Origin of the sequence: Gordonia sp. ABSL11-1 (assembly GCF_030315685.1) — a bacterium.
GTDB lineage: Bacteria > Actinomycetota > Actinomycetes > Mycobacteriales > Mycobacteriaceae > Gordonia.
In genome coordinates, this window is sequence record NZ_JASXSI010000044.1 from 1 (window position 1) to 13,961 (window position 13,961).

The 13,961-nt window shown below is 63.9% G+C and carries 14 protein-coding genes; 13 read left to right on the plus strand and 1 reads right to left on the minus strand.

What is annotated here, in order from left to right; all coding sequences use genetic code 11:
* Positions 1-562 precede the first annotated feature (562 nt).
* The gene (locus QSJ19_RS25765) at positions 563-1,786 is read right to left on the minus strand and encodes an oxygenase MpaB family protein (RefSeq protein WP_286323896.1); all 1,224 of its coding nucleotides are present in this window, start codon (positions 1,784-1,786) and stop codon (positions 563-565) included.
* Between the two features lie 716 nt (positions 1,787-2,502).
* On the opposite strand from QSJ19_RS25765, the gene QSJ19_RS25770 reads away from it, so the two are divergent.
* The 13 genes from QSJ19_RS25770 to QSJ19_RS25830 all read left to right on the plus strand — a co-directional run bounded on the left by QSJ19_RS25770 (position 2,503) and on the right by QSJ19_RS25830 (position 13,356).
* Positions 2,503-3,147: a TetR/AcrR family transcriptional regulator gene (locus tag QSJ19_RS25770; RefSeq protein ID WP_286323897.1), complete on the plus strand. Its 645-nt coding sequence runs from the start codon at positions 2,503-2,505 to the stop codon at positions 3,145-3,147.
* Complete coding sequence (locus QSJ19_RS25775; protein ID WP_286323899.1) at positions 3,144-4,424, plus strand: glycosyltransferase; 1,281 nt, start codon at positions 3,144-3,146, stop codon at positions 4,422-4,424. Before QSJ19_RS25770 ends, QSJ19_RS25775 begins: the two co-directional genes overlap by 4 nt.
* 375 nt (positions 4,425-4,799) lie before the next feature.
* Positions 4,800-5,174, plus strand: a complete 375-nt coding sequence (locus QSJ19_RS25780) for an ArsR/SmtB family transcription factor (RefSeq protein WP_286323900.1) — start codon at positions 4,800-4,802, stop codon at positions 5,172-5,174.
* A 39-nt stretch (positions 5,175-5,213) separates the two neighbouring features.
* Positions 5,214-6,599 carry a substrate-binding protein gene (locus QSJ19_RS25785; protein ID WP_286323901.1) on the plus strand — a complete coding sequence of 462 codons (1,386 nt, stop codon included), beginning with the start codon at positions 5,214-5,216 and terminating at the stop codon, positions 6,597-6,599.
* A 373-nt stretch (positions 6,600-6,972) separates the two neighbouring features.
* Positions 6,973-8,532 (plus strand): amidase, encoded by a 1,560-nt coding sequence (locus QSJ19_RS25790; RefSeq protein WP_286323903.1) that lies wholly within the window; start codon positions 6,973-6,975, stop codon positions 8,530-8,532.
* Between the two features lie 90 nt (positions 8,533-8,622).
* Positions 8,623-9,705 carry an aliphatic aldoxime dehydratase gene (gene oxdA, locus QSJ19_RS25795; RefSeq protein ID WP_286323905.1) on the plus strand — a complete coding sequence of 361 codons (1,083 nt, stop codon included), beginning with the start codon at positions 8,623-8,625 and terminating at the stop codon, positions 9,703-9,705.
* Complete coding sequence (gene nthB / locus QSJ19_RS25800) at positions 9,702-10,400, plus strand: nitrile hydratase subunit beta (RefSeq protein WP_286323906.1); 699 nt, start codon at positions 9,702-9,704, stop codon at positions 10,398-10,400. The genes oxdA and nthB overlap by 4 nt, the downstream gene beginning before the upstream one ends.
* On the plus strand, positions 10,397-10,999 hold the full coding sequence (nthA, locus tag QSJ19_RS25805; RefSeq protein ID WP_286323907.1) for a nitrile hydratase subunit alpha: 603 nt from the start codon (positions 10,397-10,399) through the stop codon (positions 10,997-10,999). The genes nthB and nthA overlap by 4 nt, the downstream gene beginning before the upstream one ends.
* Entirely contained in the window at positions 10,996-11,412 is a 417-nt protein-coding gene (locus QSJ19_RS25810) for a nitrile hydratase accessory protein (RefSeq protein ID WP_286323908.1), read from the plus strand. Before nthA ends, QSJ19_RS25810 begins: the two co-directional genes overlap by 4 nt.
* A 42-nt stretch (positions 11,413-11,454) precedes the next feature.
* On the plus strand, positions 11,455-11,682 hold the full coding sequence (locus tag QSJ19_RS25815; protein ID WP_286323909.1) for a CbtB domain-containing protein: 228 nt from the start codon (positions 11,455-11,457) through the stop codon (positions 11,680-11,682).
* Positions 11,683-11,702: 20 nt separating this feature from the next.
* A complete protein-coding gene (locus tag QSJ19_RS25820) occupies positions 11,703-12,527 on the plus strand; it encodes a CbtA family protein (RefSeq protein WP_286323910.1) in 825 nt (274 codons plus the stop codon).
* 125 nt (positions 12,528-12,652) lie between these two features.
* Positions 12,653-13,126 (plus strand): group I truncated hemoglobin, encoded by a 474-nt coding sequence (locus tag QSJ19_RS25825; protein WP_286323911.1) that lies wholly within the window; start codon positions 12,653-12,655, stop codon positions 13,124-13,126.
* Positions 13,127-13,149: 23 nt separating this feature from the next.
* Positions 13,150-13,356 carry a ferredoxin gene (locus tag QSJ19_RS25830; RefSeq protein ID WP_286323912.1) on the plus strand — a complete coding sequence of 69 codons (207 nt, stop codon included), beginning with the start codon at positions 13,150-13,152 and terminating at the stop codon, positions 13,354-13,356.
* Positions 13,357-13,961 lie beyond the last annotated feature (605 nt).

Consider the following 13,961-nt stretch of genomic DNA (forward strand, 5'->3'; position numbering starts at 1 on the left):
GGGGGGGGGGGGGGGCCGGCCCCCCCCCCCCCCCGCCCCCCCCCCCCCCCCCCACTCCCATCTCAGCAGGATTCGCCGGTGATGGCGGATCCGTCGTGTATGCGTCGAGAACCTGCAACACCTGGTGCTCCGCCAGGTAGCAATTGTCGGCCACCGTGCCGGGACGGCTTCGCGGACTCTGAATCCTCGTGGAGGTGAAGGACTTCACCTCTGAAGACGCGTAGTGAGTGCTCGATGCCGCCAACGGCGTCGGGTAGCTTCTGGGCGCCGAAGCGCAGGATCGACTCCCCCGCGACAACGGCGAGGTGCCGGGGCTGGACTGCTCCCATTGAGCTACTCTCGCCGTTCATGCGCCCGCGGCCAGGTGTCGCAGTCCCATGGTCCCGGTCGCGACACCACGACTGCAATACGTGTCGGTGCACCATTGCGCCCGGCATCGATCTTGGAAGCCTGGGCCGGCAGCTACGCCCCAGCGAGAGCTGCGGCGGGCAGGTTACAACCGCGCGAGACACCATCTCCGCTGCGACTTCAGGCACGAACATCGCCCCCTTGGTGCCGGCGGTCACTTGTAGTGCGGATTGTTCAGGACTGGGATCTCGATGTTGATCGGCGTCCGCAGCTCTGACATGTACAGCAGCACGAACTGGCGCAGGAACTCATCGAACATCCAATACGCCTCCTTCGGCATGCCTACGTGCAACAGGCCCTCGCGTACCGCCACGAACGGTGTCCACAGGGTCTCGAACAGTGGCGTCCACACGGGCTCACGCGGAATGTCGAGCCACCCGGCGATCTTGTCGCCCAGGGTGAATCTGGTCAACGCTCCGAGCACGCCCCTCGACAGCAGGGTGAGATCGAGATTCATGCCCAGATCGAGCAGAATGTTGGCGAGTTTCTTACCCTCGGCAGTCGGCGCCAAGATCGGGTCGAGCGTCTGCTTGGCCTGCGCGTCGGCGGCCGACCACGACTTGGGGATGTACTCGTCCTTGACGCCGAGCATCGCCGCGCTGACTTGCCACGAATGCAAGAATCCTTCTGATTCATCGGCTGCGATGGGTACATTCCACTTGTCGAAATGCCGCATCACGGTCGTCGGCAAGCTGTGCCACGTGTTCATGATGTCGGCCTGGCTGATCGGGATCTTCTCGTCTGCTGAATGCGTCCACCAGGGCGACTGCGGGAGGAGATGACGCACCGCAGCGTGAGCCATCCGCGTCTTCACGCATGTCACGACCATCTCGCCGTCGGGTTGGTAGGCGTTCAGTGATCCGATGTCATAACCCAGCTTGGCGGTCTTGGTGATGCGGTCCTTCATGTCCGCGCCGCCCTTCGAGTAGTAGACCGCGCGGGCTTCTTTCGGGATCACCGTGCTCATCATTCCGCTGGCAAATCCGTAAAGCAGCCCCAAGTATGTGCCGCGCTTCTGGTTGAAGCGCACTGCCGTGGCCAGCTTGTCCCGATCGGTCCACGCAGGCAACTGCCGGGCGTCTTCGATGAAATCGCGGAGGTCGCCTGGTAGACCCGCTGGAAGCGGCTGGCCGTTCTTCTGCCACGCGCGCAGGATCTTGTTGACGCGCGGGACCTCGCCCCGATCGAGCAAGGCTGCGATCACCTTGTCTGCCTCGGGGTCCCATACACCGTGTGGATCGGCGCCGGTGCCTCTCCCAGGAACGGAGTTGGCTGGTGACCATGACCACCCACCACTCTGTCCGGCCACTGTCAGGGCCCCGGCGGCTCCCAGAGCACCGCTGGCCTTCAACACGTTTCTGCGGCTGACATCTTCCACGACTTACCCCAACTCTCGTCGTGCGTCTTCTGACGCAATGAAACACAGGCTGTAACTTCGTAACATTCGTAGCAGTGTGTGTGTGTGATCACAAGTCGGTGAACGATGCACGGTGACCGAGGTGCATCCGGCCCTGCGTCACGCGACACAGCAGGATCATCCTATGCATTTTGTTGGGCCGGCGGCGCGCCATGTCAGGGAAGTCGCCGGCCACCGTGCGGGCACTTCCCGCCCGGCAGTGGCATCAAGTTCAGGTTGCCGGCAACACCTGTGCAGCGCGGAGTACTGCATCCGCATGGAGGCCGGTGAATGGCGGTGTCACACAGGCGTGCCGCGAGAAGGCCGATTCCGCAAGTGAGCACGGGAGGCGGTGCGGGACGAGCAGTCCGGGGTGTAGGTGGACTCCGCACGACCCGTCGCAGTGACTGAGATCGTGAGACGCTGTCGCCGCACCACCGCCGGCAACGTTACAGCAGCCGTATCCGAGCTTGCGTCCGGGCGGTCATGGAACGCGAGGGTCCCGACGCCCGTCATCTCCTGTGGCGACGTCGTCGGTTCGGCCCACTGGTGCTGAGCGCCAATCCGTACCCCGTCCCCGAAGAAGCGTCGGTCTGACCACACGAGGTCAGTCCGCGGCAGCGACAGTCGCCGGCGGTGCCCCATGCTGGCCGTGGTGTGATGTTGATCCACTTGACCGATCGGTCTAAAGTTAGATCATGCGGTCTGGATCACGTGGCGGGAGAACCTTCGCCGACGAGGCGCGGCGGCGCCAGATAGTTTCCTGCGCCATTGAACTGATCGCGGAGGTCGGATACCCGCAGGCATCTCTGGCGAAGATCGCCGAGCGCGCCGGAATTGCGAAGAGTGTTGTCCTGTACCACTTTCGTGGCAAAGATGATCTCGTCGCCGCGATCGTGGAGGCGGTGTTCGCCACGTCGGTGGCGGTGATGATCCCACGGATCGTCGCCGCTGAGAGTGCGACGGAGCGTCTTCATGCCTATATCGCGTCCAATGGCGAGTTTCTCGACGCTCATCGTCGCGACGCGATAGCCCTCTATGAGATCTCCGTCGGTTACCGCGACGGCGCGGGCCGTCGGTTCGATCAGGTGGTGCAGGCCTCTGTCGAGAGGTCCGGTGTGCCCGCGGAGTTCGCGCTGCTCGACCCGCAGAACATCCTCGCGGACGGCATCCGTGACGGCGAGTTCGTCACGACCGCAGATCCGGCAGTGCTCAAGAACATCCTGCGCGCAGCCCTCGACGGTGCCGTCGCCGAGCTCGCGCGCGACGAGACCTACAACGTCCTCGACCACACCTCGACATTGGCAGAACTCATCATCTCAGCGATCGGAGCAGCACGATGAGTCCACGAATCACCATCCTGGCGTTCGGAACCCGCGGCGACGTGGCCCCGATGACCGGCCTGGCGGCGGGCCTGCGGGGTCATCTCGGCGCGACGGTCGCGATCGCGGCGCAACAGCCGTACGAGCAGATGATCACCGACGCCGGATTCGACTTCCGGCTCCTGCCGCGCGACACCGAAGCCGACACCCACGCATCCCCGTACGGACAGGCGATGGTCGATGGGCGCAAGCTCAAGCCTTCGAAAGAGGCGATCGTGGGCATGCGTGAGGATCTGGTGGGCGTCGGCGAGGCCATGGCCCAGGCCGCTGACGACGCTGACCTCGTCCTCTGCGGCGGGCCGGTCGGAATGTTGCTCGGTTCGCACGTGGCCGAGGCCCTCGGTCGTCCGAGCGCGGCTCTTGTGTTCCAACCGTCCTATGTCACTGGCGATTTCGCACCACCTGCGCTCGGCGCTCGTTCATACGGTCGTCTCGGCAACCGCAGTGCATGGCGGCTGGCCGGTGCCGGCGAGAAGCTGTTCGCTCCGCTGATCGATGATCTCCGAGGCACTTTCGGACTACCGTCAGAGTCGCTCCGCGGCCACCGACGTCGCCTCGAGCGGGAACGGACTCAGTTGTGCGGGTTCAGCACGCGTGTAGTACCGAAGCCTGCCGACTGGCCCGATCACGTCCACGTGACGGGCTACTGGTGGCCTGCCGTCCAGGGGGGACCCGAGGCACCCGCCGGACTGGTTCGCTTCCTCGCCGACGGGCCGCCTCCGGTTTACATCGGTCTGGGCAGCACCGCGATCAGCGATGGCGCCGGGATCAGCGAGATCGTGCGCGAGGCCCTGCGCTCAAGCGGCCAGCGTGGAGTCATCCACCGCGGGTGGGCACACCTCGACGGTGGGGATGACGAAACCCTGTTCACCATCGGCGAGGTCGAGCACTCCTGGTTGCTCCCGCAGATGGCGGCGGCAGTCCACCATTGTGGCGCCGGAACAACTGCGGCGACCCTTCGCGCCGGAATCCCGTCCGTCGCTCTGCCCGGGATCATGGACCAGCCGTTCTGGGCGCAGCGTCTGCACCGTCTCGGCTGTGCACCCGCGCCGGTGTCTCGCACGTCCGTTACGGCTTCAGTTCTCGCCGAGTTGATCTCGTCGGCGGTGGGGGACGAGCAGTATCGCCGCTCGACGCTCACCGTGGCCGACGAGCTGGCGTCGGAAGACGGTACGACGGCCGCATGCCGGATCATCGAGACGCTGCTGTCGGCGCCGACCTCATCTACTCACGCTTGACGCCGACGGGATGGAGAACCTGTCCTCGTCTACACAACTGTTCGGGTCGCCGCGAACATCAGCTGTTCGATCGATCTGGATCCCGTCGGCGCCTCGCTCAGGTACGCGATAACATCTGCAGATTGGGTATCGGTCCGGTGAGAAGGCCCGACCGCCGAGGTGGGTGGGGAACTGCTCGATGCCATGACGGTTGCCGTCGCCGGCACCGAGGGTGACCGAGCTGCCGGCGTGATTGCTCAGCGCGACGTCGACCGATCTGTGCAATGAGTGAGCCGTGAACGTCGCGGCCCCGGTTTCATAGTGAACACCGATACGATATGTTGACAGTACTTGACGTATCTACGTCATGGCTCGCAGGCGACAAGGATTATGGCGATGATCGTGACTGATCAGCAGAGTCGTGAGTTGGTGTTTGCTGCATTGGCGGATCAGGTTCGACGTCAGATTCTCGATACGTTGGCGTCGCATGGGGAGTGCAGCGCAGGATTCATCAGCGACCAGATCTCGTCGGTGGGCCGCACCACGGTGTCGACACATCTCAAGGCTTTGAAGATGTCTGGTGTCGTGGTCGAGCGGCGCTCGGGGCGACACCGGTACTTCTCGATCGATCCAGCCGGTCCGGCCAACGATGCGTTGCAGTTCCTTCGTGACGTGCTTGAGCGTGCGCTGGAGGTGGGCGAGACCTCGAGCGATTCGCCATCCGCGAAGGACGATGTGGCTGAGGGTGCGAGCGCGCGGCGACGCGCCTAGTCTGGCGTCATCTGTTCGGGCGATCCTGGGTGGTGTTGCGTGCCTGCTCTCTCGGTGACCGCCCAGATCTCGACTGCTGACCCGCCTGAGATCGCGTTCGGCCGGTTCGCCGCCGGCCAGTTGCTCGATCTCGAGTGCACAAAGCTGGCGGTGGGTGCCGCCGTGTCGGTGTCGCTGCCCGTCGGTGGTGGGCCGGGAGTGGCGGGGATGCCCATTACACTGTTGGGTCACATCGCATCGGTTCGGTGGGGCACATCGGTGGTGATCGCGCATCACCAGCCGTGGCGAGGTCGTTTGAAAGTGCGCTTCTTCGCCGATGGCAGTGGCTCGCGTGTGGTGGTGGAGTCCAGCCTGGATCACGACGGCGTGACGTGGCTGGCTCACAAGCGGGGCTTCGGTCCGCCTGAGCCGCTTCGGAAAGACCGTCATCGCATCGGACTGCTGGTAAGCAAATCAGGCTCTGCGGCGGTCTTCGCACAAGCGACGGAGTCCTTGGCGCAGTTGGCAGTCGACGAGATCAACGCCGATGGCGGCGTCGGAGGTGTTCCGGTGGAGTTGATCATCGGCGACGACGCGTCGGACTCAGTGGCGGGCGCCGCTGCTGCTGATCGCCTGATACGAAGCGGCTGCCGAGTCATCTTCGCATGTGTCACCTCGGCGACGTTCAACGCCGCGACCTCGGCACTTCAGGGCAGCGGCGTGCTGTTGGTCCACACGGTACTCAACGAGGGCGGGCGACCGAGTCCCGGCATAGTTCGGTTGGGCGAGCGACCGTTGGCGCAGGTGCGGGCGGGGATACCGGCGTTGATGTCGGAAACCGGTAGCAGCAGATGGTTCTTCGTCGGACACCGCTACTCGTGGTCATTCGGTGCGCACTGGGCCGCTCGACGCGTGGTGTCGGAGAACCATGGCTCGGTGCTGGGCGATTGCTACCTCCCTTTGGGAACCACGGACTTCACCTCGACCATCGCGGCAATCGACGACTCCGGAGCGGAGTTGATCTTGTCGTCGTTGGTCGGCCATGACGAGGTCGTGTTCGAGCAGCAGTGCGCACAACACGGGTTGCGCGGCCGCACCAGGACATTCGCGCTCGTCCTGGACGAGGCGACTCAGCAGTTGATCGGCGACTCGGCGGCAGAGGGGGTGTGGGCTGCTTTCGCCTACTTCCAAGGAGCCATCGACACCTATCGTGATCTCGAGATCCGATACCAGCAAGAACTGCGAGGTCCGGTACCGCCGATGAGCTCGTTGTCCGAAACCACTTACGAAGCGATCAAGAGCTACTGCCAGCTCGTCTCCATGGACCCGAACAGCAGCAGGGAGGAGTTGCGGCGCAAGCTGATCGACAGTGTCGCATCCTCGACCGGCCCGGCTCGGCCGATCCTGCTCGCCGAATCACGACAAGGAACCCTTCGGACCCTGTGACAGCAATCTGTCGTTGCGTCAGTACTCATTGACATGTTTCTGTGCAGAGACTACCGTAACGAAATGTGACTGACGCCACTCCGGCTCGGTGGCCGTTCCGTGTGAGCGGCGGGGCGAGTTGGTCGTGACGCTGCGCGATGCGGGACGGCGTAATCATTGCCCTGCAAAGGATCTCTCGGGTTCTGACGCCGCGTTGCCACTCGGCGTCGCTGACGCGCATGGCGGCACGTCCCGGAAACACAACGTTTACAAGTAGATATGTCGCTACCTATTGACGCATTGCAGCGGCGATCCATAGTCTCGTAGTCGTTCGGGTGGTGACCGGTGCGGGTGGGCGTCGCGGTCTCACATTCCGCCTCGAGAAGGAGATGACATGACAGTTCAGCGGCCTGGTCCCGATGTGATCGGCTCGGCAGCAGAGCATTTCGGGATCACACTGGATGCCTCCGCGCGCGACGAGTTCGCCGGTCTGGTCGACGGCGCATTGGGTTCCTACGATGTCGTCGACGATCTGTACGCCCACTCCGTGGCGCCGGTGGCGCCCCAACGAGACCACACACCGGCCCAGGGGGGCGAGTCGAATCCGTTGGGCGCGTGGTATGTGAACACGTCGATCAGCGCAGAGACCCCATCCGATACCCGGCTGGCCGGTCGTCGAGTGGCGATCAAGGACAACGTCGCGGTGGCCGGGGTGCCGATGATGAACGGCTCGCGGTCGTTGGAGGGATTCGTTCCTTTGCGTGACGCCACTGTGGTCTCGCGCCTTCTGGACGCCGGGGCAGAGATCGTCGGCAAGGCGGTGTGTGAGGACCTGTGCTTTTCGGGATCGAGTTTCACACCTGCCTCCGGGCCCGTGCGCAACCCGTGGGATCCGAGCCGTGAAGCGGGCGGATCGTCGGGCGGCAGCGCGGCGTTGGTCGCCAACGGCGACGTGGACCTTGCCATCGGCGGAGACCAGGGCGGGTCAATCCGGATTCCATCGTCGTTCTGCGGCGTGGTGGGGCACAAGCCCACCTTCGGCCTCGTCCCCTACACAGGCGCCTTTCCGATCGAACGCACCATCGACCACGTCGGACCCATCACGCGCACGGTCGCTGACGCGGCCCTGATGCTCTCGGTGATCGCCGGCAGCGATGGACTCGACCCGCGCCAGCCCGAATCGATCGCAGCAGCGGACTACGCGTCCGGAATCGACGGCGGTGTGGAGGGCCTGCGAATCGGGGTCGTGGCCGAGGGGTTCGGCCATGACACTTCACAACTCGGCGTCGACTCCACTGTGCAGGACGCGGCTCGACGGTTCACCGAGATCGGGGCGGTCGTGGAGCAGATCAGCATCCCGTGGCACCGCGACGCATTCCACGTCTGGAACGTGATCGCCACCGACGGTGGCGCCTATCAGATGCTCGACGGCAACGGCTACGGCATGAATGTCGGCGGACTGTACGACCCCGAACAGATGGCATACTTCGCCAAACGACGGATCCAGTACGCCGATGCACTCTCGGAGACGGTCAAACTCGTTGCGCTGTGCGGGTATCACGGCGTGGCGAATCTGGGCGGAGCCAGTTACGGCAAGGCTCGCAACCTCGTGCCGCTCGCGCGCGCGGCCTACGACACAGCTCTGCAGACGTACGACGTTCTCGTGATGCCGACCCTGCCGTACGTGGCCACCGAGCTCCCTGGGCCGGACGTTGATCGGACCACGTACGTGAGCAAGGCGCTCGGCATGATCGCCAACACCGCGCCGCTCGACGTGACCGGGCATCCGGCGCTGTCGGTTCCAGCCGGCCTCGTCGACGGTCTGCCGGTGGGCATGATGATCATCGGCAAACACTTCGACGACGGCACCGTGCTGCGAGTCGGACACAGCTTCGAGCAACTCGCCGGCGGATTCCCCGCACCCCGTACCTCATCGGTCGTCACGGTCTCCTAGACCCGGAGCGACCGCCGGTCGACCCCGGACCGTCCATCAGCCCGGTGCGGTCCGAGCATCACCATCGAGTTCGAAAGACTATAGGTAACAATGGAATCAGCAATCGACACTCATCTCATCTGTCCGCGAAGCATTTCGCGAAGGGTGCCCGACGACTACCAGCCGCCGTTCCCGATGTGGGTGGGTCGCGCCGACCAGCAGATAGAGCAAGTCACCATGGCCTATCTCGGGGTGCAGACCGCTGATGGGAGAAACCGTGAGACCGCACTGGCGGCAGTGGCGAGCATCGTCGCGAGCTTGCAGTCGGCGAACGGTCCCTCGAGCCACGACGTCACCCACCATGTCGACAACCGGGGTTACGACAACTTCATCGTGGTGGCCTACTGGAGCGATCCCCGCACATTCTGTTCCTGGCTGCGATCGGAGCATGTCGAACAGTGGTGGTCATCGGATGACCGTCTGGAGGACGGACTGGGCTACTTCCGCGAGATCGTGTCGCCACGTGTCGATCAGTTCGAGACACTCTACGCGTTTCAGGACCAACTTCCCGGTGTAGGCACATTGATGAACGGGATCAGTGGGGACATCAACGAACACGGGTACTGGGGATCGATGCGTGAGCGGATTCCGCTGTCGCAGAACGATTGGATGCAGCCGGCCGATTGCGACACGCTCACCATCGTGTCCGGCGATCCGGCTGCGGGTGGCCGAGTCGTGGTGGCCGGTCACGACAACATCGCGTTGATCCGCTCGGGTCAGGATTGGCGGGAGGCCGGAGAGGAGGAACGGGACCTGTACCTCAACGAGATTCAGCCCACCCTCGACTCGGGAATGGACTTCCTCCGCGACAACGGTGCCGATGTCGGTTGCTACAGCAACCGACTCGTGCAGAACATCGACGTCGACGGGAACCCCGTCGACGAGACCTACAACATCGGATACTGGCGGTCGCTGGAGAAACTCGAGCGTTGGGCTGAATCCCATCCCACACACCTGCGGATCTTCACCACCTTCTTCAAAGTGGCCACAGAGCTGGACAAACTCCGTCTCTACCACGAGGTCTCGGTCTCTGATGCGGCCGGCCAGATCTTTGAGTACATCAACTGCCACCCCGCCACCGGGATGATGCGCGACGCTGTAGCCGTCGCAGACAACACAAAGGAGATCGCATGAACGGCGTCTTTGATCTGGGCGGAACCGACGGGCTCGGCCCCGTCGTCGTCGAGGACGAACCGGTGTTCCGCGCCGAATGGGAGAAGCCGATGTTCACCATGTTTCCGGCGTGCTTCCGTGCCGGTTTCTTCGGCGTGGATTCCTTTCGCCATGGCATCGAGAAGATGGACCCGGCGGTCTATCTCAAAGCCCCCTACTACGAGCACTGGCTGTACTCGATCGAGAACCACGCCATCGCGGCCGGCGCGATCGACCCTGACGAGCTCGACCGCAGAACCGAATACTACCTCGCGAATCCGGATGCACCGCTGCCCGAACACGAGCAGTCAGCAGAGCTCATCCAGTTCGTCAATGCCGTCGTTCCGGCGGGTGCGCCGGCCATTCGCGAGACCGACAAGCCCGCGCGATTCTCCGTCGGCGACGTGGTCACGGTGACCGACGTCAGCCCGCCCGGCCACACTCGGCGTGCGCGATACGTGCGCGGGAAGACCGGAACGGTTGTTGCCCAGCGTGGTTCGTTCATCTACCCCGACACTGCCGGAAACGGGCTGGGAGAAGACCCCGAACACGTCTATACGGTCAAGTTCACCGCCGAGGAGCTGTGGGGAGCCGAATACGGCGATCCCAACCAATCGGTCTACTTCGACGTGTGGGACCCCTACATCGAAATCGCGACAGAAGGAGCAGCCAAGTGAGCAGCGACGTGCCCAGCCAGGAAGAGATCGCGGCCCGAGTCAAGGCCTTGGAATCGATGCTCATCGAGAAGGGTGTGATGACCACCTCGATGGTCGATCGCATCGTCGACATCTACGAGAACGAGGTCGGACCGCAGCTCGGCGCCAAGGTGGTCGCCAAGGCGTGGTCTGACCCCGAGTATCGCGATCGGCTCCTCGAGGACGCCACCGAGGCCTGCAAGGAACTGGGTATCGGCGGCCTGCAAGGCGAGGACATGCGGGTGCTCGAGGACACCGACACCGTCCACCACGCGATCGTGTGCACGCTGTGCTCCTGCTACCCATGGCCGGTGCTGGGTCTCCCTCCGAATTGGTACAAGGAACCGCAGTATCGCTCGCGGATCGTACGTGAACCGCGCAAGGTGCTCGCCGAGGACTTCGGGTTCGATGTCCCGGATTCCACGGAGATCCGGATCTGGGATTCCAGCTCCGAGATGCGCTACTGGGTTCTGCCTCAGCGGCCGGCCGGCACCGAGGGATGGACCGAGGAGCAACTCGCCGCACTGGTGACTCGGGACTCGATGATCGGTGTCGGCCCGGTCAAGGCTGTGGCGTCGTGAACACCGCGGCACCGGCGGTGGCCGAGCGGCGCCGCGTCGTCGAAGAGCTGGTGGGCGATCTGCCCGGAGGGCGGCCGGAGGATCTCGCGTTCAACACGCCTTGGGAGATAAGGGCATTCGCTCTGGCAGTGGCTGCTCACCAAGGAGGCCAGTACGATTGGACGCAGTTCCAGGGCGCACTGATCGCGTCCATACAAGACTGGGAGACATCGGTCGACGACCTGTCGGATAGTTCGTGGTCGTACTACCAGCACTGGGTCTCCGCCCTCGAACAGGTCCTCTCCGAGGTGGGCGCCCTTCGCTCCGACCAGGTCGCAGACCGCACAGCGGAGGTCCTCTCGTCTCCGCCGAACCGCAACCACCACAAGGCGATCCTGGAACCGGTCGCCATTGACCCGGCCACCGGACCCTGACCCGGGTCTGCCGTCCTCCACCTCACACAAAGGAACAGACACGTGTCGAACAACGCAGTCCCTGCCCCGACCGCTACCCGAGTATGGGCGGTTCCCCATCTCGAGACCGCCAGTGTCGCACTAACACTGAGCCTGACCATGGCGCTCGCGCTGCTGACCTACTACTTCATCGGCTACGACCAGGGCGCGGTGTCGATCTTTGGCGCCGACACCCACGTGCACGAGTTCGTACACGATGCCCGCCACTTCTTGGGCTTCCCGTGCCACTGACGAACTGACAAGGACACATCATGGAGAAGAAGTGCATCGGGGCGGGACTCGGTGCCGGCCTACTCGCCGGCATCGTGACCTACGTGTTCGCACGAATTGCATTGGAACCGCAGGTGAGTGCCGCAATCAGCTACGAGGAAGGCAGGTCGGCCGCGCATGAGGCGCTCGAGGGTGCCGGCGGACACGCCCATGAACACGGCGAGGTGTTCAGCCGGACCGTCCAGGAAGGCCTCGGTGCCGCGGTCGGCAGCATCGCCTTCGCGTTGTGCATGGGCGCAATCTTCGCCGTGGCATTCACCGTCCTCTGGGGCTATCTGGGTCGCCGCTACCCCGGCACCGACCCACGATGGGTTGCCGCTGCGATCGGCGCCATCGGCTTCATCGTCGTGTTCGCGGTTCCGTTTCTCGTCTATCCCGCCAACCCTCCGGCCGTCGGCGATGGGCAGACGATCGGTGCCCGCACCAGCGCATTCCTGACGATCACGGTGACGTCGGTCGTCGCGGCCGTCGTCGCGGTCGCCGTGGTCGTCACCTGGCTCCGACCACGGTTGGGAGGATTCCTGTCGGCTCTGATCGGCGTCGTCGGGTACGTCGCGACAGTTGTCATCGCCGCCCTCGCCTTGCCCAGCTTCAAAGAGGTGCCCGGGCCGATGATGAACGGCCCCGACATCGCCTATCCGGGATTCCCGGCAGAGGTCCTCGGTTCGTTCCGGATGTACACCATCGCCGACCACGCGATCCTCTGGGCAGTTCTCACCGCGTCGTTCATCCTGCTGTCCCTCGTCGCGCTCCGACGGAGAGAAGGTGACACCACTTACCCAGCCGCGCAACGTGTTGGCTCTTGATCGGCCTCGACTTCGCACTGTCAACGGCCCGAGATGGGTCACGCGCGGAGGTTGGCAGGTCAAGTCTCGAATCACCCCGAATGCTCCAGCCCCTTTCACGCTCTATCACTGCACAAGGAGACACCATGACTGAGCAAGCAAGTCTTTACGACCGCCTGGGCGGTCTTGAATCGGTCGCATTCTTGGCCCGCACCTTGGTCATACGGGCGATGCTCAACCCGACCATCGGCCACATCTGGAACCACAAGACCGAGGCAGAAGTACAGGAGGAGATCAGCGGCTTCGTGGACTTCCTCGGCATGCACTGGGGCGGTCCGCAAACCTATCACGGTCCGGACATGGCGACAGCTCACCGCGGCATGGGAATCACCGAAGAGTATTGGGACGCGCTGTTCGAGGACATCGTCACCCCGGCATTCGCCGAATTCGGCATTCCCCAACAGGAAGCCGATGAGATCGATGCGTTTCTGCGTTCTTTCAAGTCGGTGGTAGTCGGAAGCCCGTCGTTCAAAGACGTCGTCAAGTCACATCCCGATATGGACGTGATGCAGGGGATGAGGAGCGTCGGCATCAATTGGCCGGCTCCGGCTTCGGCGTAGGTCTCGACAGTAGGAGTTCGATTATGTCCGAACAGAAGTGGCGTGCCGAGGTGTCCCGCGGATGCATCGGCGCGGGCTTCTGTGTGGCCGTGGCACCGGATCACTTCGTGTTCGCCGGTGGACGCGCACAGAGCACACACCAGTCCGTGACGGCCGGCGACGGTGTCGGACTCCTCCGTACTGCCGCGGATGTCTGTCCGGCGGCGGCGATCTCTATCTCGAGCGATTGAGGGGCACTCGCCTCAGCACGCAACTTGTGAGCCGACTCGCCGACGTCACACAGCCCGATGGGACACCGGTGGGACTGCAAGCCGACGACAGCGTTACGCTCACGGCGAGACAGGGCGCACCCTTTGCACGACCGGTACGGTGCCGCGCCGTGACTGGTCGGTGTAGAACGTCATACGTGTCCGCGAGCACTGTCTCGGTGGGCACACTCGCGACTCCACGGCCGACGTCGACGGGCAGTACGCCGTGGGTCTGCCGAGCTCTGCGGGTGGGACGATCTGGTGGACGTTCTGTCGTGGATTCGGCCGGTCAATGCTTCGAGGTCTGCGAGCGGATCACATACAGTCGATGATCGCCGGATGGCGCCCGCCGGTGGAGTACTCGGCCAGCGTGCGAGTGGTCGTCGCAGTAATTCACTGGGCGCCCCCGGTGCCTCGTCGAATGTGGCATCGTCGTCGGATATGCCATGAACCAACACGGGTGGCCGTTCTCGGAATTCGCCAACACGCCGACGGACTGGGTCGCCATCCGATGGAGGAAGACTCACCACCGGGGTCGTTCCCGGCACGGTAAACGTGGCCGTGATCTACGACTCTGGTGTATGAGG